Source organism: Serratia sp. FGI94, assembly GCF_000330865.1.
GTDB classification, from domain to species: domain Bacteria; phylum Pseudomonadota; class Gammaproteobacteria; order Enterobacterales; family Enterobacteriaceae; genus Serratia_B; species Serratia_B rubidaea.
The window spans coordinates 3,977,431-3,998,696 of sequence record NC_020064.1; the positions used below are offsets into that span (position 1 = coordinate 3,977,431).

Consider the following 21,266-nt stretch of genomic DNA (forward strand, 5'->3'; position numbering starts at 1 on the left):
ATAGTCTGCATAAGGACAGCGGCTACGGCGCCGCTGCCGCTCGGCCGCCTTTGGGTATATACTCTTGGTCTTTCAGGACGCAGCGCTAACGGCTGCGAATTTCGTCAGGATTAGAACGTCACTATGCGCATACCTCGCATCTATCACCCGGAACCGCTGAGTTCCCATTCGGAAGTCGCCCTGTGCGAAGACGCGGCCAACCACGTCGGGCGCGTGTTGCGCATGAGTCAGGGCCAGGCGCTGCAGCTGTTCGACGGCAGCAACCAGGTGTTCGACGCCGAAATCACTCAGGCGGATAAAAAAAGCGTACGGGTGCGCGTCGGTGAAGGCCGGCTGGAAGATCGCGAATCGCCGCTGAACCTGCACCTCGGGCAGGTGATCTCACGCGGCGACAAGATGGAATTCACCATCCAGAAATCTATCGAGCTGGGCGCGAACACCATTACGCCGCTGTTTTCCGAGCGCTGCGGCGTCTCGCTGTCCGGCGAGCGGCTGGCGAAAAAACTCCAGCAGTGGCAGAAAATCGCCATCGCCGCCTGCGAGCAGTGCGGCCGCAACCGCGTGCCACAGGTGCGCCCGGCCATGGCGCTGGAGGCCTGGTGCGCCGAGCAGGACGACAGCCTGAAACTGAATCTGCACCCGCGCGCCAGCCACAGCATCAATACGCTGCCGCTGCCGGTGAACCACGTCCGCCTGTTAATCGGGCCGGAAGGCGGCCTGTCCGCCGATGAAATCGCCATGACCTCGGGGCACGGATTTACCGATATCCTGCTGGGGCCACGCGTTCTGCGTACCGAAACCACCGCGCTCACCGCAATTACCGCCCTCCAGGTACGTTTCGGCGATCTGGGTTAAAGGAGAAAGCACAATGATTAAGCTCGGCATAGTGATGGACCCGATCTCATCCATCAATATCAAGAAAGACACCAGCTTCGCCATGCTGCTGGAAGCGCAGCGTCGCGGCTGGGAGCTGCACTATATGGAGATGGACGACCTCTATCTGCATGCCGGCGACGGCCGCGCCCGCACGCGCGTGCTGAGCGTAAAGGAAGATAAGGAAGCGTGGTTCAGCTTCGGCGCCGAGCAGGATCTGGCGCTGCAGGAGCTGGACGTGATCCTGATGCGTAAGGATCCGCCGTTCGATACCGAATACATTTATGCGACCTATATTCTGGAGCGCGCCGAGGTTAAAGGCACGCTGGTCGTCAACAAACCGCAGAGCCTGCGCGACTGTAATGAAAAGCTGTTCACCGCCTGGTTCCCGGAGCTGACGCCGGATACGCTGGTCAGCCGCAGCGCCGCGCACATCCGCAAGTTCCACCAGCAGCACGGCGATATCATCCTCAAGCCGCTGGACGGCATGGGCGGCGCCTCGATTTTCCGCGTGAAACAGGAAGACCCTAACCTGTCGGTGATTATCGAAACGCTGACCGAACACGGCAGCCGCTTCTGCATGGCGCAGAACTTCCTGCCGGCGATCAAAGAGGGCGACAAGCGCATTCTGGTGGTCGACGGCGAGCCGGTGCCTTATTGCCTGGCGCGTATTCCGGCGCAGGGGGAAACCCGCGGCAATCTGGCCGCCGGCGGCCGTGGCGAAGCACGCCCGCTGAGCGAAAGCGACTGGCAGATCGCCCGCACCGTCGCGCCGACGCTGAAAGAAAAAGGCCTGGTATTCGTCGGCCTGGACGTTATCGGCGACCGCCTGACCGAAATCAACGTCACCAGCCCGACCTGCGTGCGTGAAATCGAAGCGGCCTTCCCGATCTCCATCACCGGTATGTTGATGGATGCTATCGAAAAACGTCTGGCGACGCGCTAAGCTGACGGCAGCGCGGACGATTGTATCCGCGCTGCCGATTGCACATCGTTTCCGCCCATATCGGTGCGGCGGCGCCACTATCCACCCTACTCACTAATCGACAGACCGACATGAATTTACAGCACCACTTTCTTATCGCCATGCCAACCATGCAGGATCCCCGCTTCAAACGCTCGGTGATTTATATCTGCGAGCATAATGAAGAAGGCGCTATGGGTTTGGTGATCAACAAACCCGTGGAGCAGTTTACGGTGGAAAGCGTGCTGGAGAAGCTGAAGATTGCGCCGGCCGATCGCGATCCGGCCATCAGCCTGGATAAGCCGGTGTACGCCGGCGGCCCGCTGGCGGACGACCGCGGCTTTATTCTGCATACGCCGCAGCCTGGCTTCGACGCCAGCATTCAGATTTCGCCGGAGACCATGATTACCACCTCCCGCGACGTGCTGGAGACGCTGGGCACGCCGGAGCAGCCGCAGGAAGTGCTGGTCGCCCTCGGTTATGCCGGCTGGGAAAAAGGCCAGCTGGAGCAGGAAGTGCTGGAAAACGCCTGGCTGACCGCGGAAGCCGACAGCGAAATCCTGTTCCATACGCCGATCGCCAACCGCTGGCGCGAGGCGGCCAACCGTCTCGGCGTCGATATCCGCAGCATCGCCAACCATGCAGGGCACGCCTGATGAGCAACCGCACCCTCATCGCCTTTGACTTCGGCACCAAAAGCATCGGCGCGGCCATCGGCCAGGAAATTACCGGCACCGCGCGTGCGCTGGCGGCGTTTAAGGCGCAGGACGGCACGCCGGACTGGCTGAAAATTGAAAAAATGCTGCAGGAGTGGCAGCCGGATCTGGTTATCGTCGGCCTGCCGCTGAATATGGACGGCAGCGAACAGCCGCTGACCGCCCGGGCGCGCAAGTTCGCCAACCGCCTGCACGGCCGCTTCGGCGTGAAGGTGGAACTGCATGACGAGCGTCTAAGCACCGTGGAAGCGCGCTCGCATCTGTTTGACCGCGGCGGCTTCCGCGCGCTGGATAAAGGCAGCGTGGATTCCGCCTCGGCGGTGGTTATTCTGGAGAGCTGGTTCGAGCAGCATCCGGGGGCGTAAGCGTCTGCGCCGGCGCGAAGCGGCTGAACATGATGGCTCCCGCCGTCGGCACCACCTCGATTTCCGGCTGCGGCAGTTCTTCATCGTCGGGCAGCTCGAAGGTGTCCAGCGACAGCCGGTTAACCCGATAAGGGGTCAGCGTGCTGACCACCGCATAGCCGCGCCAGTCGGTGGTGACGCCGTACTGGTTGTCGATGCCGATGCCTGCCGCACCGGGCACCTGTACGATCGCCATGGTTTCCCCCAGCGTTTGCCCCAGGGTCACGCCGCCGGCGTGCGCCATCAGGCTGCCGGCCAGCTCGATATTCTGCTGACGATAGTTGCGGCCGCGCGCGTAGCCAAGGCGCAGCGAGCCGGCGTTGTACTGATAGCTGGCGCTGGCATCCTGGCTGCTGCCGGCGCTCTGGCTCTGACTGGTACTGAGATCGTAACTCAGGCTGTAGTCCGACAGCAGCGTGCCGCTGACGCCGACCCGCCGGCTGCCGGCGCCGTTTTTCGCCAGCCGGTGATCGTAGTTCAACTTCATACGCGGCAGCGCCAGCTTGCCCAGCGGCACTGAAAACGACAGCCCAATCTGCCCCTGCTCTTTGCCGTAATTCCTGCGGCTGTATTCCGCATACAGGTTAACGTCCACCTCGCCCCAGGTTGCGCTGTACCCCAGCTCCACGCTGGTTTCGCCTTTGTCCTGCCCGCGCTTTGCCTCACGCGCCAGCGTCAGATACAGGCTGTCCGACTCGGAGAAGTACTGATTGTAGCGCGCTTCCAGACGGTATTTTTTCTCGGCGTCGAAGTCGCCGATAAACAGATCGTCCTCCCAATCCCACCAGTAGAGCGTCTGCTGCTCCACCGCGTCGCCAAACGTCCGGTAACGCTGCCGCGGGTAGTATTGCGCCAACAGGCTGACGGAGGACTCCCAGGACGGGATCGTTCTGGCATAGCGCAGACGCCACATACCGCCGCGATCGTCGGCGCCGCGGCGCGGCTGGCGCGCGGCGGCGTAGTTGTAATCCGCCGACAGCGCCCCCCACTGGTTAAAGCTTTTGCCAACGCCCACGGCGGCGCTGCGATACGGTCCGGACAGCAATACGCCGCCGTACAGCGTGGTTTTCGCCGGCAGGCCGTAGCTGACGGACAGTTGGCCAAACTGCGGCTGCTGCTGTTCAATACCAAAATAGGGCTGGTATTTACCCAGCGTCAGGTCGTAGCGGAATCTGCCGCCGTGCACCAGATTCGGCATCGACGAGTAAGGCAGCTTGCGCTCGGTTTCCGTGCCGTCGCTTTCACGCACGGTAACGGTAATGTCGCCATCGGGATCCGGTGGGTAAACGTCCTTGAGGATAAATGCGCCGGGGGAGACAAAGGTCTGATAAATCACCTCGCCGTTTTGCCGCACCTTAATCTCCGCGTTGCTGCGCGCCATGCCGCGGATCCACGGTGAAAACTGCCGCAGGCTCTCCGGCAGCATCCGATCGTCCGACGCCAGCTGAATGCCGCGGTACTTCACGTTATCAAACAGGGTCGACGGCGTATGGTTATCGCCGATGCTCAGCAACGCACGCCAGGCCTTCAGGTCGCGGTAGGCCAGCGCTTTTTCCGTATGCCAGCTTGGCTGCCCCCAGGCGTCTTTCTGGTAGATCGGCTGGTAACGCAGGCGCCAGGCGCCCAGGTTCAGCCCGGTATTCCACTCCGCAAACAGGCTATAGCGCCGTTCGGCGTCCCGATAGCGTTCGGCAGAATAATGGCCGTAGTTGAGCTGGTAGTCGATAAAACCGGCGTTGACGCCATCGTCCCAACGGTGGCTGATATCGCCGCCGCCGACCATGCGCGGCGCAACGTCCACCGTCAGCAGCTGCGATATCGGCTCATAAAACAGCTGTACGCCGGGTTCGTCAGGCGATATACAGCCCCCGGGCGTGGTCGCCAGGCTGGCTGCCAGGCTTTGCCGCACGCCCCACTCGCTGAGCAGGCCCGGCGTCACGCACGGTGCGCCCGCCGCATCCAGCTCAATGGCCGCGCGGCCTTTATAGGTATCGTTAAAAATAAGGTAAATCTTGTTCACTTCCGCCAGCGCGCAAGTGGTGGCGAACGCCAAAGGCAGTAAGGTAAAACGCAGGGCGGGTTTCATTCGTTCCTTGAGTATCAACCACACTGTTGCGGTGCTTTCTCAACGCCAAAAAGAGGCGCAATAGTAGCGCCTCGCTCCTCACTCAGGTTGTTCGCCGCTTTCCGTGCGCGAACGCCGTCGGTCGGATTATTTACGTGCTGCCGCCAGCTCAGCCTTTGCCTGACGCAGTTCAGCGGCCACTTCTTTCACTTCAGCCTGCTTTTCACGCAGCTTACGCTGATATTTAGCCACTTTCTTCGCATCACCTTTCGCCTGGGCTTCGCGCAGATCGGCCTTGATATCACGGACGTCTTCTTTCTTGTCCATCAGCTTACGCTCTAACTTTTCGACTTTCTTCTGCACGTCAGCCACGGCGCTGCCGGTGGAGCAGCGGGCATTGACTTCGCTCAGCGCGCGCTTCAGGCCGGCTACGCGGTTGTAGTTGCCGTATTTTTCCGCCTGCTGGATCTGATATTCGATTGCAGAACGCTTCGCGTCGCAGTTATAAGCGGCTGACGCCATGGAAGAGAAACCGACGCCCAGCGCCATAACTACTGGCAGAACAGCCATTTTAGTCATCTTTTTCATCATATTATCCTTAAACATTACATGGACGCGGAGAGCCCGATGCCCCCCTTCCTGTCCGCAACAAGTCTAGAGTTTTGCCGCTTACCTTAAAAGCCAACGGCATCTTAATCACGCTGTAGGAAAGGATGATTCTCCTGTAGTCCCTCAAGCCGCGAGGCCAGCCGCGCCGCTTCATCCAGCACCGCTTCAACCAGCGCCATATCGCGATGCTGCTGCAGCGCCCGACACGCCTGCTCCAGCGCCTCGACGTGCAGCAGCCGCGCGGCGCCCGCCAGCTTATGCGCCAGCGCCTGTATCTCATCCCACGGCGCGGGCCGCCGGCGTATAGCCTGACGCAGCCGGTCGCCATCCTCATGCAAGCAGCCCAGCAGCGTGGTAATAAACTCCTGCAGCACCGCCGGCTGCTGCAGCTCCGCCGGCAGCCTGGCGAGAAGATCCTCCTGATGCGCCGGCGCCTTCGCCGGCAGGTGCTGCAGTTTCTTGCGCAGCATCGCCAGATTGACCGGTTTAAACAGGCAATCGTCCATCCCGGCCCGCAGACACGCTTCGCGCGCGCTCTCCTGCGCGTTGGCGGTCAGCCCCCAGATGGTTGACGATGCCAGATGCCGCTCGCGCTCATTCAGCCGTATCCGCCGGCTCAGGCTATAGCCGTCCATATTCGGCATCTGGCAATCGGTGATGACCAGGTCGAAATGCGCCTGCTCCAGCAGCGCCAGCGCCTGTGCGCCATCCTCCGCCGCGGTGGGGATGTGGCCGAGATACGTCAACTGCCGGCTCAACAACATACGCCCGGCATGATGATCCTCCGCCACCAGCACCCGCAAACACCGCGCCGGCTTAGGGAGCGCTCTGTCGTTCGGCGGCGGCGCCTGCACCTGCAGCAGGCGCGCCACGGAGAGCGCCACGGTAAATTCGCTGCCCAGCCCGACCTCGCTGTTGACGCTGATAAAACCGCCCATCATTGCCACCAGCTTACGGCAGATGAACAGGCCCAGCCCCGCGCCGCCAACGTCATTCTGCCCCTGTGTAAACGGCTGGAACAGTCGCCTCAGCGTGCGGGCGTCGATGCCTTTACCGGTGTCGGAAACCTGCAGACGCAGATCGAAATGCTCTTTGGTGACCTTCTCCACCACCGCGCTTAGCGTGATTTGCCCTTGACTGGTAAACTTGATCGCATTGCTCACCAGATTCGACAGCACCTGCTTGAAGCGCACCGGGTCGACCAATACGTCGCCGGTAATTTCCGCATCGATCTCCAGCCTGAAATCCAGCCCTTTCTGCCGGGCGAGGCCGTCAAACAGCATGGCCATCGACTCGATAAGCCGCCGGATGTCGGTGCGCTGCGGGTGCAGCACCAGACGGTCGGCCTCAATGCGTGAAATATCCAGAATATCGCCGATCAGCGTCAACAATGAGTGCGCCGACTCATGAGCCACGCCCAGCAGTTCGATATCCGCCAGCTCATCGCCCGGCTGGCGGTTCAGCAGCAGCTCCAGCATGCCGATAATGGCATTCAGCGGCGTGCGTATCTCATGGCTCATCGTCGCCAGGAAGGTAGTTTTGGCGCGGTTGGCGCGGTCGGCATGCTCTTTTGCCTGACGCAGCTGCTCGATCAGCCGGTCGCGTTCGGTCACGTCGAACCAACCGCCGATTTTTCCCTCCGCCCGATGACCCTCGGTGATCCACAGCGAATTCCACTGCTGCAGGGTGTGGCGCTGCTCGCCCCTCTGTAAATAGCGGGTGACGAACATCCCTTTACCTTTCTCGCCGTCGGTCAGCGCAATGTCCGACGCGCCGGGCAGCCCCAGCGGAATATCATCCAGCGAGGTGCCGATAATCTGCTCCGCCGTAGCGTCGATCGCACGGTAAAACGAGGCGTTCGCCATCACGATCTGTCCCTGTAGGTTGGTCATATAGATAGGCAACGGCACGGCGTCCATCACCAGTTGACAACGCCGACTCAGCTGCCGCTTATTGCGCACCTGACCGATGAAATACGCCGTAGCCAGCAGAATCAACATCAGGCTGGTGCCGAACAGCAGCGCGGGATAGTAGCGGCACCAGCGCTTACCGCTGCTGCGCGCCCCTTCAAGCAGGTAGGTATTGTTGTACCAATTGCTGGTCATGGCGTGGATATCTTCTGGCGGTATATTGAGCAGCGCCTTATCCAGAATGGTCGCCAGCGGGTATTCGGTGCCGGCGACGCCAATCACGAAGTGCGCCGGCTCGGTATCCAGCGACTCCAGTATATGCAGCCCGGACGGCTGTTCATGCGCCAGAAAGAAATCCGCGCTAATCATCGGCAGCACCAGCGCCTCCACCCGGCGTTTTTTGACGGCGTCAATGCCGGCCTGTGGCGAGTCCACATCGACAATACGACTTTCCGGGTAACGCTCCTGCAAAAACGCCTTCAGCGGATGGCCGTCCACCAGCGCGATCACCCGCGGCTCGCCCTGCGCCTTCTGGCTCGCCAGCCCGACTAAAACCCAGGAGTTAATCAGAAACGAGCGGGTGGTCATCAGGCCGTTTGGCCAGACGGAATCCAGCGTCAGCCCCACCACCACGTCCGCCTTGCCGGCGTGCACCGCATTGAGCGAGTCCTTGAGCGAGCGGGCGCGGATAATATCGAATTTCAGGCCGGTCCGGTCGGAGATGGCGTCCATCACATCGGCGCTCAGCCCGCGAAAGCCGCCCTGAACGTCGAAGAAGCTCAGCGGCGGAAAGTCGCCGTTGACCACCACCCGCACGTGCGGATGATCCTCAACCCACTTGCGCTCCAGCGAAGTCAGCAACAGGTGCTCTCCCCCCTGCGACATCGGGATACCGCCGTTCCAGCGGCTCTGGATCTCCACCTGCGTGCTTTCGGGAATGATCGACAGCACCGCATCGAGGATTTTTTGCAGACGTACGTTGTCCGGCGCCAGGCCGAAGGAAAAGCCGCGCACCGCCTGCGGCGGCAGCAGTTGAATGCGCAGGTTGTTCAGATTGCCCTGATTAATCAGATAGCGGGCGACCGTCGCATCGCCGATAAAAGCGTCGAGGTTCTTGAAAGACAGCGCCTCCAGCGCGCGGCGGGGAACGTCCAGGCTCTGGTAGTGCGCAACGGGGAAGCGCTGCAGTATGCGCGGGTTATTACGGTACAGGCTCTCAATCGCAATCTCCTTCAGCGGCTGGAAGCGCAGCAGGCTGTCGGTGCGCAGCACCAGCGCCGGCGCCGCCGGCACATAGGCCCTGGTCAGCCGCAGCCCGGGATCCTCTGCCCCCATCGCCGCCACGTTGCCGACCATATCCACCACGCCTTTCAGCAGATCCTGCCGCAGGGCGGCGTCATTTTCGTAGTAACGCACTTTGATTTGCACATTGAGGTTATAGGCGAGAATGCCGAGATAATCGGCATTGATGCCGCCATAATCATTAGCGCCGCTGGTAATATCAAACGGCGGGTAGTTTGGCGGCGCCAGGCCGAAGACCAATACCCGTTTACGCCGCAGCCACAGCCAGTCGTCGCTGCTCAGATCGGGATCCGCCAATTGCACCTGCTGCCCGCGGCTGACCAAATTGATTTCCCGGCTTGGCGATAGCGTGACGGAATAAACACCGCCGGAAAACAGCGCTAAAAAAAATAATAGATATTTAGCCATGAGTTTCCGAGCTTCCCTGCTCATTCAATAGCGCATAAACCTCCTCTAAGGATTTGCCATTGAACTTTTCAATCAGACGACTCTTATAAGTGCTGATAGTTTTATTGCTCAGCAATAATCGGTCGGCAATCTCCTTATTACTCAGCCCCTCAGACAAATAACGCAGCACCGTTAATTCACGATCGGACAGGCGCGCCAGCGCATTATTATTTCGCACCGAGGTATCAAGCAGCGGCGTCACCGCATCGTGAGGAAAACAGGCGTAGCCCTGCAGCACCAGCTGGCACAGCGGCACCAGCTGGCTAATATCCCGATCTTTATGGAAAAAACCGCGCGCGCCGGCGCGCATGGCCCGATCCGCGTAGTTCTCCGCCGGGAGGCCGGTATAAACAATCACCTTGATGGCGCTGTCCAACTGGCGAATGCGCTGGAGAACCTGCAGGCCGTCCATTTTATGCAGCATGATATCCAGAATCACCATGCAGGGCCGGTGCTCTTTTATTTTTGCCAGCGCTTCGGTGCCGTCGTTCGCCGTTATAATTACATTATCGCCTAATGGCGCCAGAATTGTTTTGACGGCGAAACAGATTGCCGGATGATCGTCAACCACCAGCCAGGTATCCATAAAAACATCCTTATTCATTGGGTATGTAATCCGCACATGGCTATACGCCCGTGAGATTAAATAATCACCGGGGAGCAGCAACAGCCCAATTGCAAATAAAAAACCACAATATCCATATTATCATTCTCGCGTCAGCGATTGTGTCATTATAAAATTCCCTGCGCAATACGCTGCTGCATTCCCTGAGCAAAGGTTTGCATACCCGCCTGTGCGCCGCTTTGCAGCACGCTGGCCAGCTGATGCGTTTTTCCTTCACGGATCATGCTGCTTACCGCCGGCGTCGCCGTCAGGATCTCAAACACCGCCGTTCTGCCGCCTTCGGCCCTGCGCAGTAATTTCTGCGCGATGACCGCCTGCAAACCGCTGGCCAGCTGGGCGCGCACGTAGGCTTTCTCCTCCGCCGGGAAGACGTCGATCACCCGCTCAACCGCCTGCGGCGCGTTGCGGGTGTGCAGGGTCGCCAGCACCAGGTGGCCGGTTTCCGCGGCGGTCAGCGCCAGCCGGATGCTGAGGCTGTCGCGCAGCTCGCCGACCAGGATCACGTCGGGATCTTCGCGCAGTGCGGCACTCAGCGCCGCGTCGAAGCTGCAGGTATCACGCCCCAGCTCGCGCTGCTGAATCAGCGACAGCACGCTGTGGTGGATAAACTCAATCGGATCTTCCAGCGTCAGAATATGCCGCCGCTGATGACGGTTGATATGGTCGATCATCGCCGCCAGCGTGGTGGATTTGCCGCTACCGGTCGCGCCCGTGACCAGAATCAGCCCCTCCTCCCGCTCGGTGAGCGCCGGGATAATCGCCGGCGCCTGCAGCTGCTCCAGCGTCGGACAGCATTCCGCAATGCGGCGCAGCGCCAGCGACACGCCGGCGCGCTGATAAAAAAAGTTGGCGCGCAGCCGCGTGCCGCCCGCGGTTGTCAATGCGCAATCCAGCTGCCCGGCGCGCCGTAATTGCCGCTGCTGAGGCTCGTCAAGCAGCGCCGCGCACAGCCGCTGCACCGCCCCGGCGGGCAGAACGGCGCCGCCCGCCAGCGGCTGAAGTTCACCATCGATGCGCATCATCAACGGTTGGCCGGTACAAAGGTGCAGATCGGAAGCATTATGCTTTACACTAAGGGCCACAAATTCATCGATATCCATATCTATCTCCCGGGTCAAGAATGAGCACTATCCAACAGAATCTGCAGGATGTCAGGAGCCGTATTGCTCGCGCTGCCGAAAGTTGCGCACGCGCTCCGGAAGAGGTGACGCTGCTTGCCGTCAGTAAAACCAAACCTGTGGCGGCGCTCGCAGAAGCCATTGAGGCCGGACAGCGGGCCTTTGGTGAAAACTACGTGCAGGAAGGCGTCGAAAAAATTCAGCATTTCAGCGCGCAGCCACAGGGCGCCGCGCTGGAGTGGCACTTTATCGGCCCGCTGCAATCCAATAAAAGCCGCCTGGTCGCCGAACACTTCGCCTGGTGTCATACCGTCGACCGGCTGAAAATCGCCCAGCGGCTGAACGATCAGCGTCCGGCCGACATGCCGCCGCTCAACGTGTTAATCCAGATCAACATCAGCGATGAGCAGAGCAAATCCGGCATCGGCCTGGACGAACTGGAGATGCTGGCGCAGGCCGTCGCCGCCATGCCGCGCCTGACGCTGCGCGGGCTGATGGCCATCCCGGCGCCGGAGACGGATCCTCAGCGGCAGCGGGAGGTCTTTGGCCGCATGCAGCAGGCCTTTTTGCAGTTGCAGCAGCACTACCCGCAGGCGGATACGTTGTCGATGGGCATGACCGATGATATGTCCGCGGCGATTAGCGCCGGCAGCACCCTGGTGCGCATCGGCACCGCGATATTTGGCGCCCGTGATTATTCGCAGGCCTGACAGCACAGACGAGGAACGATATGCAACACCGCAAGATTACTTTTATTGGCGCCGGCAATATGGCGCGCGCTATCATCGCCGGTCTGGTCAGCGGCGGTTATCCGGCCAACCTGATTAGCGTCTGCGCGCCGTCGCCGCACAATCGCGATGCATTGGCCGCCGACTATGGCATTATCAGCAGCGCCGACAACGCCGCCTGCGCGCAGGCGGCCGATGTGGTGGTGCTGGCGGTCAAACCGCAGCTGATGGCCGACGTCTGCCAGGCGCTGCAGGGCCAAGTCAGTTTTGACGGCAAGCTGGTGCTGTCGATCGCCGCCGGCGTTCAGGTCGCGCGTTTCTATCACCTGCTCGGCCAGTCGCTCAATATTGTGCGCATTATGCCGAACACCCCGTCGCTGGTCGGAAAAGGCATGAGCGGCCTGTACGCGCCGCCGCAGGTCAGCCAGCAGGATCGCGACTTCACCGGCGCGCTGATGGGCTCGGTGGGCAAGGTCTGCTGGGTGGACGACGAGAACGGCATTAACGGCGTGATTGCCGCCGCGGGCAGCGCGCCGGCCTACTTCTTCCTGTTTATGGAATCCATGCAGCAGGCCGCCGAGCAGATGGGCTTCAGCCGTCAGCAGGCGCGCGAGCTGGTGCAGCAGGCGGCCAGCGGCGCGGCGGCGCTGGTGGAAGCCAACCCGGAGACATCGCTGTCGACCCTGCGCGAGCAGGTGACGTCCAAAGGCGGCACCACCGCCGAAGCGCTGCGCGTGTTTAACGAACAACACCTGCCGGCAACCGTCGCTCAGGCGATGCAGGCGGCCGTTTCCCGTGCGCAGGAAATGGAAAAATCATTCTAATTAAGGAGCGAACCACGCAATGCTAACGCTGACTTTTCTGGTCAAGACCGTTATTGATATTTACGTTATGGTGCTGCTGCTGCGCATTTGGATGCAGTGGGCGCGCACCGATTTTTACAACCCGTTTTCCCAGTTCGTGGTGAAAATCACCCAGCCGGTGGTCGGTCCGCTGCGTCGCGTGCTGCCTTCGCTGGGCCCGATCGACAGCGCCTCGCTGCTGCTGGCGTTCCTGCTGATGACCATCAAGTACCCGCTGCTGCTGCTGATTCAGGGCGGTGCCATGGCGCTCAGCCCGTATAATCTGCTGTTCGGCCTGATTTCGCTGGTGAAGTCCGCCGGCTACCTGATCTTCTGGGTGATGATTATCCGCGCCCTGATGAGCTGGATCAGCCAGGGCCGCAGCCCGATTGACTACGTGATGTATCAGCTGACCGAGCCGCTAATGGCGCCGATCCGCCGCATCATTCCGGCCATGGGCGGCATTGATTTCTCGGCGATGGTGGTGATTCTGATCCTGTATCTCATCAACTACCTGGGCATGGATCTGTTCGGCGAGATCTGGTTCCTGCTGTGAGCGCCGTCACCCTGCTGCCGGACGGGCTGGTCATCAGGCTGTATATTCAGCCGAAGGCCAGCCGCGACCAGATTATCGGCCTGCATGGCGACGAAATAAAAGTCGCCATCACCGCGCCGCCGGTGGACGGCCAGGCCAACGCCCATCTGGTCAAGTTTCTCGCCAAGCAGTTCAAAGTGGCGAAGAGCAACATCACTATCGAAAAAGGCGAGCTGGGGCGGCATAAACAGTTACGCATTATTCATCCGCAACAGCGCCCGCCGGTTATTGCGGCGCTGATTGATTAAAGCTTCAAGGTATTACTATGCAAAAAGTCGTTCTTGCCACCGGCAACCCCGGCAAAGTACGCGAACTTGCCGCGCTGCTGGCCGATTTCGGCCTCGACATCGTGGCGCAGACCGAACTGGGCGTTGAGTCCGCCGAGGAAACCGGCCTGACGTTTATCGAAAACGCCATTCTCAAGGCGCGCCACGCGGCGCAGGTCACCGGCCTGCCGGCGATCGCCGATGACTCCGGTCTGGCGGTGGACGCGCTCGGCGGCGCGCCGGGCATCTATTCCGCCCGCTACGCCGGCGAAGACGCCAGCGACCAGCAGAACCTGGACAAGCTGCTGGACGCCATGCAGGCGGTGCCCGCCGGGCAGCGCGGCGCCCGCTTCCACTGCGTGCTGGTCTATCTGCGCCACGCCGCCGACCCGACGCCGCTGGTGTTCCACGGCAGCTGGGCCGGCGAGATCACCACCACCTCCGCCGGACGCGGCGGCTTCGGTTACGATCCGATCTTCTACGTGCCGGCGCTGCAGCGCACCGCCGCCGAGCTGACGCGCGAGGAGAAGATCGCCGTGTCGCACCGCGGTCAGGCGCTGAAACTGCTGCTGGAAGCGATGCGCAATGCCCAGTAATGCCGTGCAACTGCCGCCGCTCAGCCTGTACATCCATATTCCGTGGTGCGTGCAGAAATGCCCCTATTGCGATTTTAACTCGCATGCGCTGAAGGGCGAGGTGCCGCACCAGGAGTACGTCGACCATCTGCTGGCGGATCTGGATGCCGACCTGCCGCTCACCGGCGGCCGTACCGTCAGCACCCTCTTTATCGGCGGCGGCACCCCCAGCCTGCTGAGCGCGGAGGCGATGCAAAACCTGCTGGACGGCGTGCGGGCGCGCATACCCGTCGCCAAGGATGCCGAAATCACCATGGAAGCCAACCCCGGCACCGTTGAGGCCGACCGCTTCAGCGGCTATCAGCGCGCCGGCGTGAACCGCATTTCCATCGGCGTGCAGAGTTTCAGCAGCGAGAAACTGGAGCGCCTTGGCCGTATCCACGGGCCGGAAGAGGCCAAACGCGCGGCGCAACTGGCCACCGGCCTCGGCCTGCGCAGTTTTAACCTGGATCTGATGCACGGCCTGCCGAACCAGTCGCTGGAAGAAGCGCTGGATGATTTGCGCCAGGCCATCGCCCTGAATCCGCCGCACCTGTCGTGGTATCAGCTGACTATTGAGCCGAATACCCTGTTCGGCTCGCGTCCGCCGCCGCTGCCGGATGACGACGCGCTGTGGGATATTTTTCAGCAGGGCCACGAGCTGCTGACCGCCGCCGGCTACCAGCAGTATGAAACCTCGGCCTACGCCAAGCCGGGCTACCAATGCCGGCACAACCTGAACTACTGGCGCTTCGGCGACTATCTGGGCATCGGCTGCGGCGCGCACGGCAAGCTGACCTTCAGCGACGGACGCATTGTACGCACCGAGAAAACCAAGCATCCGCGCGGTTTTATGCAGGGCAACTATCTGGCGAAGCAGCATGAGGTGGCGGCGGCGGACCGGCCGTTCGAGTTCTTTATGAACCGCTTCCGGCTGCTGGAAAGCGCGCCGCGCGACGAGTTCCGCATCTATACCGGACTGGATGAAAGCGTTATCCGCCCGCAGCTGGATCGGGCGCTGGCGCAAGGCTATCTGACGGAAAATGCCGACCGCTGGCAGATTACCGAGCATGGCAAGCTGTTCCTCAACTCGCTGCTGGAGCTGTTTTTAGCCGACGAGTAACCATAAAAAAAGCGCCGAATCCGGCGCTTTTTTATCAGGCTGCATGGTGGGGCCGGCGGGTCATATCCCCCCGCCCCTTGAGCAATCCGGCAATTGAGATATCTTCATCCAGTAACGGCCAATGGATACCTCTGGCGCTGAGTTCATACTCTTCCCGTTCAGCAGAACTCGCATTCTGCAGACGAGGAAACCAAACCAACGGCACGCCAAGCGTTCTGCCATCGCTGAGTTCCACCCACATCGAAACATCATCAAAGCGAACATTTTTAGCCGAAATAGTCATTCCACGCCTCCAGAAACAGGGCCTGATGCTCTTGCGTTACCGCCATCAGCACTTTCAACATCTTGTCACTAAAGCCGTCGTTATATGCCAGCCGCACCTCAGGCATAAACCACAGCTTAGCTTCGCACTCGGCCCCGCCATATGGCAAACGCATTAACCACAATGCATGCCCAGCTACTTTAACGAACCAAGCAGCGCCTTACGCTGATCTTCCAGCGACGTGACGCGGTTGCAGACGTCATGACCAAAGTTCTGGAAGTCCTGCTCCTGATTGTTCCACTCGTTCTGAATCGCCTTCTGCAGGCCGCCCAGGTTGCCCATAATCGCCTGCAGCGGGTTGCCGCCGCTGTTGGCCGCCTGCTTGACGCCCATTTCGTTCAGGCTGTCCTGCAGGACGCCGCCCATGCTCTGCTGCACCAGATTGCGGCCGTCCTGCTCCACCTGCGCAATGGCCTTGTGGTGGAACGCCAGGCCGTCGCTGCGGTGTTCGATAATCCGGTTCATCTGCTGCTTCAGTTGGCCGTTCAGGGTGGTCAGGCGGTTACGCACGTTGCTGTCGCTGCCCAGTTCCTTGACGATCACCTTGTCCAGCGCCGCACGCGCCTTTTCCAGGTGCTGCAGCGCGCCGTTATCGATCCACGGCAGCTCTTTACGCAGCGCCGTCTGGTAGCGGAAAGCCTGCTGGCGCTGGCTGTCGCTCAGCGTCAGCGCCTGGCCGTCGCGGGTCACATCGCCGTCCGGCGAGATCTGCAGATTGCCGCTGGCGCCCACCACCTGCACGCTCTGCGGGCTGATAATCACATCGTCCTGAGGTTTAACATTGCACTGGTAGGCGGCGTGCGCCTGCGCCGCGGTAAACAGCAATAGCGCCAAAGCGGTTTTCTTCAACATAATTTCTCCTGAGACTCCCTTCCAACCGTATACCCGTCAGGCGGGTAACCAACTGCGGGATCTAAAAAATCGAACGACCAATTCGTTGAGACAACAGTTCCAGCGCCGCAGTTCCCGCCAGCGAGTTGCCGGAAGCATCCAGCTCCGGCGACCAGACGACAATCGCCATCTCGTCGGGCACGATCGTCACGATGCCACCGCCGACGCCTGACTTGCCCGGCATACCGACCCGGTAGGCAAACTCGCCGGCGCCGTCGTACATGCCGCTGGTCATCATCAGCGCATTGATCTGCCGCGCCTGCAGCGGGGAGATCACCGTATTGCCCTGCAGATCGCGCCCGTTATTGGCCAGATAGACAAAGCTGCGCGCCAGCTCAACGCAGCTCATGCGCAGCGCGCAGTAGTGAAAGTAGGTATGCAGCACGGTCAGCACGTCATTTTCGAAGTTGCCGAACGACTTCATCAGATAGGCGATCGCCGCGTTGCGGTCGGAGTGCTCAAACTCGGAGCGGGCGACGCGCGCGTCATAGGCCAGGTCGTCTTCGCCGGCCAGCTGGCGCACCACTTCAAGCATCCGCTGCTTTGGCGCACTCAGACGAGTCTGCAGCATATCACACACCACCAGCGCCCCCGGGTTGATAAACGGGTTACGCGGCTTGCCCTGCTCCATTTCCAGCTGCAGCAGCGAGTTGAACGGCAGGCCGGAAGGCTCTTTGCCCACACGCTGCCAGATCTCACTCTCCTGATAACGCGTCAGCGCCAGCGTCAGGCTCAGCACTTTGGAAATCGACTGGATGGAGAAGCGTTCCGCCGCGTCGCCGGCCTGATACAGCGCGCCGTCGACGGTGCAGACGGCCATGCCCAAGCGATCCGCCGGCACCTCCGCCAGCGCGGGAATATAGTCAGCGACCTTGCCGCCGCCGATCAACGGACGCACCTGCTGCAGAATCTCCGCCAGCAGCGCGTTATCCAATGCTGTTACCAACTCTTTATTCTCCGGATATAAAGAAAGGCGCCCTCAGGCACCTTCCGACAATTCCGCGGTATGACGGGCCGGACGCAGCCGGCTCCGTTATTCACAACCGGCGATCAGTCCCACCAGATATCAAACAGATCGCTGACTTTCACGTCCGCCATATTGCGCGCTTCCAGCCATTTTTTCACCAGCTCGCGGTGTTCTTCCGTGCAGTGCCCCATTTTCTGCAGGCAAATCAGACCTTCCCACTGCAGATAGCCGCTGCCGTCAAAGGCCAGACCGTTAGGCTCGATCACTTCATCAATAAAGGCGTCCAGGGTTGCGTCGATATCCTCAACCGCGGTGCCTTCGGCAAAGCGCCAGGCGACGGAGAAGCCCAGTTCCTGAAACTCTTCGATATGCAACTTTTTACGTAAACGACGACTGCGGTTCTTAGCCATTATGCTTTCCTCTCAAACATCAAATCCCAAACGCCATGTCCCAGACGCTGGCCGCGTAATTCAAATTTGGTTAACGGACGCGATGCCGGACGCGGGACGTAATCGCCGGTTTCCGACTGATTACGGTAGCCTTCCACGCCGCTCATCACCTCTAACATATGTTCCGCATAGTGTTGCCAGTCGGTGGCCATATGGAATACGCCGCCGACCTTCAGCTTGCGCAGCACCAGCTCGACAAACGGCGTCTGCACGATGCGGCGTTTATTATGGCGCGCCTTATGCCACGGATCCGGGAAAAACAGCTGCACCATCTCCAGCGAGCCGTCCGGGATCATATTCTCCAGCACCTCCACCGCGTCATGACACATCACGCGCAGGTTGCTAAGCCCCGCCTCATGGGCGTCGGCCAGGCAGGCGCCCACGCCCGGCGAGTGGACTTCTATCCCTAAAAAGTTCTGCTGCGGGTTGTTGCCCGCCATGGTCACCAGCGAGGCGCCCATGCCAAAACCGATTTCCAGCACCACCGGCGCATCGCGGCCGAACAGCGCGGTCAGGTCGACAGACTGCGTCTGATATTCCACGCCCATCACCGGCCAGTAGTGGTCCAGCGCGTGCTGCTGGCCTTTAGTCAGCCGCCCCTGGCGGCGCACAAAACTGCGGATGCGGCGCATGGCGCGGCCGTTTTCATCGAATTCCGGGGAGATGACGTCATTAATCATAGTGCTTTCTGTCTGTTTGGCTGCCAATTAGGGAAAGGCGCATTATGCAAAGATAGTCCGGTTTAGCAAGTATTCATCTTCTCTGTGCGGCATCTTTCCCGCCGCCGGGGACGCGGATAGCGTCAGCGTCGGAAAGTTCCGGTTTACACCACCACCGCACTATGCTGCAATCGCGCATCAATATCTGTCTGATACGAAACCCGATTATGATGCAAGCCCGCCAGTTCTCGCACCAGGTGCTTGAATGGTACCAACGCTACGGGCGCAAAACGCTGCCGTGGCAATTAGATAAAACGCCCTATCAAGTATGGCTCTCCGAGGTGATGTTGCAACAGACCCAGGTTGCCACCGTCATTCCATACTTTCAGCGATTTATGGCGCGTTTTCCCACCGTCAGCCAGCTGGCCGCCGCGCCGCTGGACGAAGTGCTGCACCTGTGGACCGGGCTTGGCTACTACGCGCGCGCGCGTAATCTGCACAAGGCGGCGCAGACCATTGTCGCACAACACGGCGGCGAATTCCCGACCAGCTTCGAAGAAATCGCCGCGCTGCCCGGCATCGGCCGCTCCACCGCCGGCGCTATTTTATCGCTGTCGCTCGGGCAGCACTATCCGATCCTCGACGGCAACGTCAAACGCGTGCTGGCGCGCTGCTACGCGGTAGAAGGCTGGCCGGGTAAAAAGCCGGTGGAAAACCGCCTGTGGCAGCTCAGCGGCGAGGTCACCCCGGCGCAGGGCGTCGGCCAGTTTAATCAGGCGATGATGGATCTCGGCGCGATGGTCTGCACCCGTTCGAAGCCGAAGTGCGAACTGTGCCCGCTCAGCAGCGGCTGCATCGCCTATGCCAACCACAGCTGGGCCAACTATCCGGGCAAGAAGCCGAAGCAGACGCTGCCGGAAAAAACCGCCTACTTCCTGCTGCTGCAACAGGGCGAACGCGTCTGGCTGCAGCAGCGTCCGGTGGTCGGCCTGTGGGGCGGCCTGTTCTGTTTCCCGCAGTTCGCCGTCCGGCAGGAGATGGAACTCTGGCTGCAGCAGCGGGGTCTGAACGCAGAGCACGCGCAGCAGCTGACGGCGTTTCGCCATACCTTCAGCCATTTCCATCTGGATATCGTGCCGATGTGGCTGCCGCTCGACAACGCCGGCGGCGCCATGGATGAAGGCGACGGTCTCTGGTATAACTTAGCGCAGCCGCCGTCGGTCGGGCTGGCCGCACCTGTTGAGCGTCTGCTGCAACAGCTGGTCAAGCAGCCGCCGACCCAATCGAATCTATTTGGCAACAGCGCCACCGATGAGGAACTAGCATGAGCAGAACCATTTTTTGTACCTACCTGCAGCGCGACGCCGAAGGACAGGATTTCCAACTGTATCCGGGCGAGCTGGGTAAACGCATCTTCAACGAAATCTCGAAAGAAGCCTGGGGCGAGTGGATGAAGAAGCAGACCATGCTGATCAACGAGAAAAAGCTCAATATGATGAACCCGGACGACCGCAAGCTGCTGGAGGCGGAGATGGTGCGCTTCCTGTTTGAGGGCCACGACGTCCACATCGAAGGCTACACGCCGCCGAGCGAATAACCTGTTTCGGGGCCGGCGCTGGCCCCTGCAATGCCCGATTACATTCATCAAAATACGGCTTAAGATGAAGAAAATTTTAGCTTTGCTAGTGATAGCACCTTTATTGATTTCCTGTTCCGGTAAAAAAAGCGATGAGTTCAACGAAGCCTGGGTGAAAGACACCAACGGCTTCGACATTCTGATGGGCCAGTTCGCCCACAACATCGAAAATATCTGGGGTCTGAACGAAGTTCTGATCGCCGGGCCGAAGGATTACGTCAAATATACCGACCAGTATCTGACGCGCAGCCACATCAACTTTGATGCCGGCACCATCACCTTTGAAACCATCTCGCCGACCGATCCGGCCGCCAGCCTGCGCAAGGCGATCGTCACCACCCTGCTGATGGGCGACGACCCGAGCTCGGTCGATCTCTACTCCGACGCCAACGATATCCAGATCAGTAAGGAACCGTTCCTGTACGGCCAGGTAGTGGATAACAACGGCCAGCCGATCCGCTGGGAGTGGCGCGCGGCGCACTTCGCCGACTATCTGGTGCAGAACAAGCTGCAAAAACGCACCTCCGGCCTGCACGTGATCTATTCGATCACCATTCAGCTGGTGCCGAACCACCTGGACAAACGTGCGCACAAGTACCTGCCGATGGTACGTAAGGCCTCGGAGAAATACGGCGTGGAAGAGTCGCTGATTCTGGCGATTATGCAGACCGAATCCAGCTTTAACCCGTATGCGGTCAGCGGTTCCGACGCGCTCGGCCTGATGCAGGTGGTGCAGCACACCGCCGGCAAGGACGTGTTCCAGATGCACGGCAAATGGGGCAAGCCAAGCCGCAGCTACCTGTTCGATCCGGCGAACAATATCGATACCGGCACCGCCTATCTGGCGATTCTGCAGAACAACTATCTGGGCAGCATCAAGAACCCGACCTCGCGGCGCTACGCGGTGATCACCGCCTACAACGGCGGCGCCGGCAGCGTGCTGCGCGTGTTCTCCAGCAACCGCAGCAAGGCGTTTGACGTCATCAACGACATGCAGCCGGGCGATGTGTACACCACCCTGACCACCAAGCACCCGGCCAGCGAGTCGCGGCGCTATCTGGTGAAGGTGAACACCGCCCAGAAGAGCTATCGTCGCCGTTAGTAACGCAAACAGGGGCGTAATGCGCCCCTGTTTTTTCCT

24 protein-coding genes are annotated in these 21,266 nt (G+C 60.5%); 13 read left to right on the forward strand and 11 right to left on the reverse strand.

The features are described from left to right. The first annotated feature begins 123 nt into the window (after positions 1–123). The 4 genes from rsmE to ruvX all read left to right on the forward strand — a co-directional run bounded on the left by rsmE (position 124) and on the right by ruvX (position 2,918). Positions 124–855: a 16S rRNA (uracil(1498)-N(3))-methyltransferase gene (gene rsmE, locus D781_RS18125; RefSeq protein ID WP_015673786.1), complete on the forward strand. Its 732-nt coding sequence runs from the start codon at positions 124–126 to the stop codon at positions 853–855. Between the two features lie 13 nt (positions 856–868). Next, positions 869–1,819 carry a glutathione synthase gene (gene gshB / locus D781_RS18130; protein ID WP_015673787.1) on the forward strand — a complete coding sequence of 317 codons (951 nt, stop codon included), beginning with the start codon at positions 869–871 and terminating at the stop codon, positions 1,817–1,819. A 110-nt stretch (positions 1,820–1,929) separates the two neighbouring features. Further along, positions 1,930–2,493: a YqgE/AlgH family protein gene (locus tag D781_RS18135; protein WP_015673788.1), complete on the forward strand. Its 564-nt coding sequence runs from the start codon at positions 1,930–1,932 to the stop codon at positions 2,491–2,493. Beyond that, positions 2,493–2,918: a Holliday junction resolvase RuvX gene (ruvX, locus tag D781_RS18140; protein ID WP_015673789.1), complete on the forward strand. Its 426-nt coding sequence runs from the start codon at positions 2,493–2,495 to the stop codon at positions 2,916–2,918. The genes D781_RS18135 and ruvX overlap by 1 nt, the downstream gene beginning before the upstream one ends. Here the strand turns inward: ruvX and D781_RS18145 are convergent. From D781_RS18145 to D781_RS18165, 5 genes are all read right to left on the reverse strand, one after another. Then, positions 2,878–5,043 carry a fimbria/pilus outer membrane usher protein gene (locus D781_RS18145; protein ID WP_015673790.1) on the reverse strand — a complete coding sequence of 722 codons (2,166 nt, stop codon included), beginning with the start codon at positions 5,041–5,043 and terminating at the stop codon, positions 2,878–2,880. The two genes, ruvX and D781_RS18145, sit on opposite strands and share 41 nt — an antisense overlap. A gap of 126 nt (positions 5,044–5,169) precedes the next feature. Continuing rightward, positions 5,170–5,592: a DUF1090 domain-containing protein gene (locus tag D781_RS18150; protein WP_233494101.1), complete on the reverse strand. Its 423-nt coding sequence runs from the start codon at positions 5,590–5,592 to the stop codon at positions 5,170–5,172. A gap of 122 nt (positions 5,593–5,714) precedes the next feature. After that, complete coding sequence (locus D781_RS18155) at positions 5,715–9,251, reverse strand: transporter substrate-binding domain-containing protein (protein ID WP_015673792.1); 3,537 nt, start codon at positions 9,249–9,251, stop codon at positions 5,715–5,717. Next, positions 9,244–9,876 (reverse strand): response regulator transcription factor, encoded by a 633-nt coding sequence (locus D781_RS24320; protein WP_015673793.1) that lies wholly within the window; start codon positions 9,874–9,876, stop codon positions 9,244–9,246. Before D781_RS24320 ends, D781_RS18155 begins: the two co-directional genes overlap by 8 nt. Positions 9,877–10,022: 146 nt before the next feature. Beyond that, positions 10,023–11,015: a type IV pilus twitching motility protein PilT gene (locus D781_RS18165; RefSeq protein WP_015673794.1), complete on the reverse strand. Its 993-nt coding sequence runs from the start codon at positions 11,013–11,015 to the stop codon at positions 10,023–10,025. A 20-nt stretch (positions 11,016–11,035) separates the two neighbouring features. Here D781_RS18165 and D781_RS18170 point away from each other — a divergent pair, with 20 nt between their 5' ends. Genes D781_RS18170 through hemW form a run of 6 tightly spaced genes read left to right on the forward strand, consistent with a single transcriptional unit; the run spans position 11,036 to position 15,201 of the window. Continuing rightward, on the forward strand, positions 11,036–11,743 hold the full coding sequence (locus tag D781_RS18170) for a YggS family pyridoxal phosphate-dependent enzyme (protein ID WP_015673795.1): 708 nt from the start codon (positions 11,036–11,038) through the stop codon (positions 11,741–11,743). A gap of 20 nt (positions 11,744–11,763) precedes the next feature. Further along, entirely contained in the window at positions 11,764–12,585 is an 822-nt protein-coding gene (proC, locus tag D781_RS18175) for a pyrroline-5-carboxylate reductase (RefSeq protein WP_015673796.1), read from the forward strand. A 19-nt stretch (positions 12,586–12,604) separates the two neighbouring features. After that, entirely contained in the window at positions 12,605–13,159 is a 555-nt protein-coding gene (locus D781_RS18180) for a YggT family protein (protein ID WP_015673797.1), read from the forward strand. After that, the gene (gene yggU, locus D781_RS18185; RefSeq protein ID WP_015673798.1) at positions 13,156–13,446 is read left to right on the forward strand and encodes a DUF167 family protein YggU; all 291 of its coding nucleotides are present in this window, start codon (positions 13,156–13,158) and stop codon (positions 13,444–13,446) included. The genes D781_RS18180 and yggU overlap by 4 nt, the downstream gene beginning before the upstream one ends. A 17-nt stretch (positions 13,447–13,463) precedes the next feature. Beyond that, positions 13,464–14,060: an XTP/dITP diphosphatase gene (locus tag D781_RS18190; protein WP_015673799.1), complete on the forward strand. Its 597-nt coding sequence runs from the start codon at positions 13,464–13,466 to the stop codon at positions 14,058–14,060. After that, complete coding sequence (gene hemW / locus D781_RS18195) at positions 14,050–15,201, forward strand: radical SAM family heme chaperone HemW (RefSeq protein ID WP_015673800.1); 1,152 nt, start codon at positions 14,050–14,052, stop codon at positions 15,199–15,201. Before D781_RS18190 ends, hemW begins: the two co-directional genes overlap by 11 nt. 34 nt (positions 15,202–15,235) lie before the next feature. Here the strand turns inward: hemW and D781_RS23035 are convergent, their stop codons facing one another. The 6 genes from D781_RS23035 to trmB form a co-directional block, all read right to left on the reverse strand. Beyond that, entirely contained in the window at positions 15,236–15,484 is a 249-nt protein-coding gene (locus tag D781_RS23035) for a DUF2442 domain-containing protein (protein WP_015673801.1), read from the reverse strand. Then, a complete protein-coding gene (locus D781_RS23270; protein WP_080062367.1) occupies positions 15,468–15,638 on the reverse strand; it encodes a DUF4160 domain-containing protein in 171 nt (56 codons plus the stop codon). Before D781_RS23270 ends, D781_RS23035 begins: the two co-directional genes overlap by 17 nt. Positions 15,639–15,658: 20 nt before the next feature. Further along, positions 15,659–16,375 carry a DUF2884 domain-containing protein gene (locus tag D781_RS18200; RefSeq protein WP_015673803.1) on the reverse strand — a complete coding sequence of 239 codons (717 nt, stop codon included), beginning with the start codon at positions 16,373–16,375 and terminating at the stop codon, positions 15,659–15,661. Positions 16,376–16,436: 61 nt separating this feature from the next. Continuing rightward, entirely contained in the window at positions 16,437–17,360 is a 924-nt protein-coding gene (gene glsB, locus D781_RS18205) for a glutaminase B (protein WP_015673804.1), read from the reverse strand. Between the two features lie 104 nt (positions 17,361–17,464). Beyond that, a complete protein-coding gene (locus D781_RS18210; protein ID WP_015673805.1) occupies positions 17,465–17,791 on the reverse strand; it encodes a YggL family protein in 327 nt (108 codons plus the stop codon). Further along, positions 17,791–18,510, reverse strand: a complete 720-nt coding sequence (gene trmB, locus D781_RS18215; protein ID WP_015673806.1) for a tRNA (guanosine(46)-N7)-methyltransferase TrmB — start codon at positions 18,508–18,510, stop codon at positions 17,791–17,793. The genes D781_RS18210 and trmB overlap by 1 nt, the downstream gene beginning before the upstream one ends. Positions 18,511–18,716: 206 nt before the next feature. Here trmB and mutY point away from each other — a divergent pair, with 206 nt between their 5' ends. The 3 genes from mutY (at position 18,717) to mltC (ending at position 21,227) form a co-directional block, all read left to right on the forward strand. Beyond that, entirely contained in the window at positions 18,717–19,817 is a 1,101-nt protein-coding gene (mutY, locus tag D781_RS18220; protein WP_199557138.1) for an A/G-specific adenine glycosylase, read from the forward strand. Next, the gene (locus D781_RS18225; protein WP_015673808.1) at positions 19,814–20,086 is read left to right on the forward strand and encodes an oxidative damage protection protein; all 273 of its coding nucleotides are present in this window, start codon (positions 19,814–19,816) and stop codon (positions 20,084–20,086) included. The genes mutY and D781_RS18225 overlap by 4 nt, the downstream gene beginning before the upstream one ends. Positions 20,087–20,150: 64 nt before the next feature. Continuing rightward, entirely contained in the window at positions 20,151–21,227 is a 1,077-nt protein-coding gene (mltC, locus tag D781_RS18230; RefSeq protein ID WP_015673809.1) for a membrane-bound lytic murein transglycosylase MltC, read from the forward strand. The last annotated feature ends 39 nt before the right edge of the window (positions 21,228–21,266 follow it).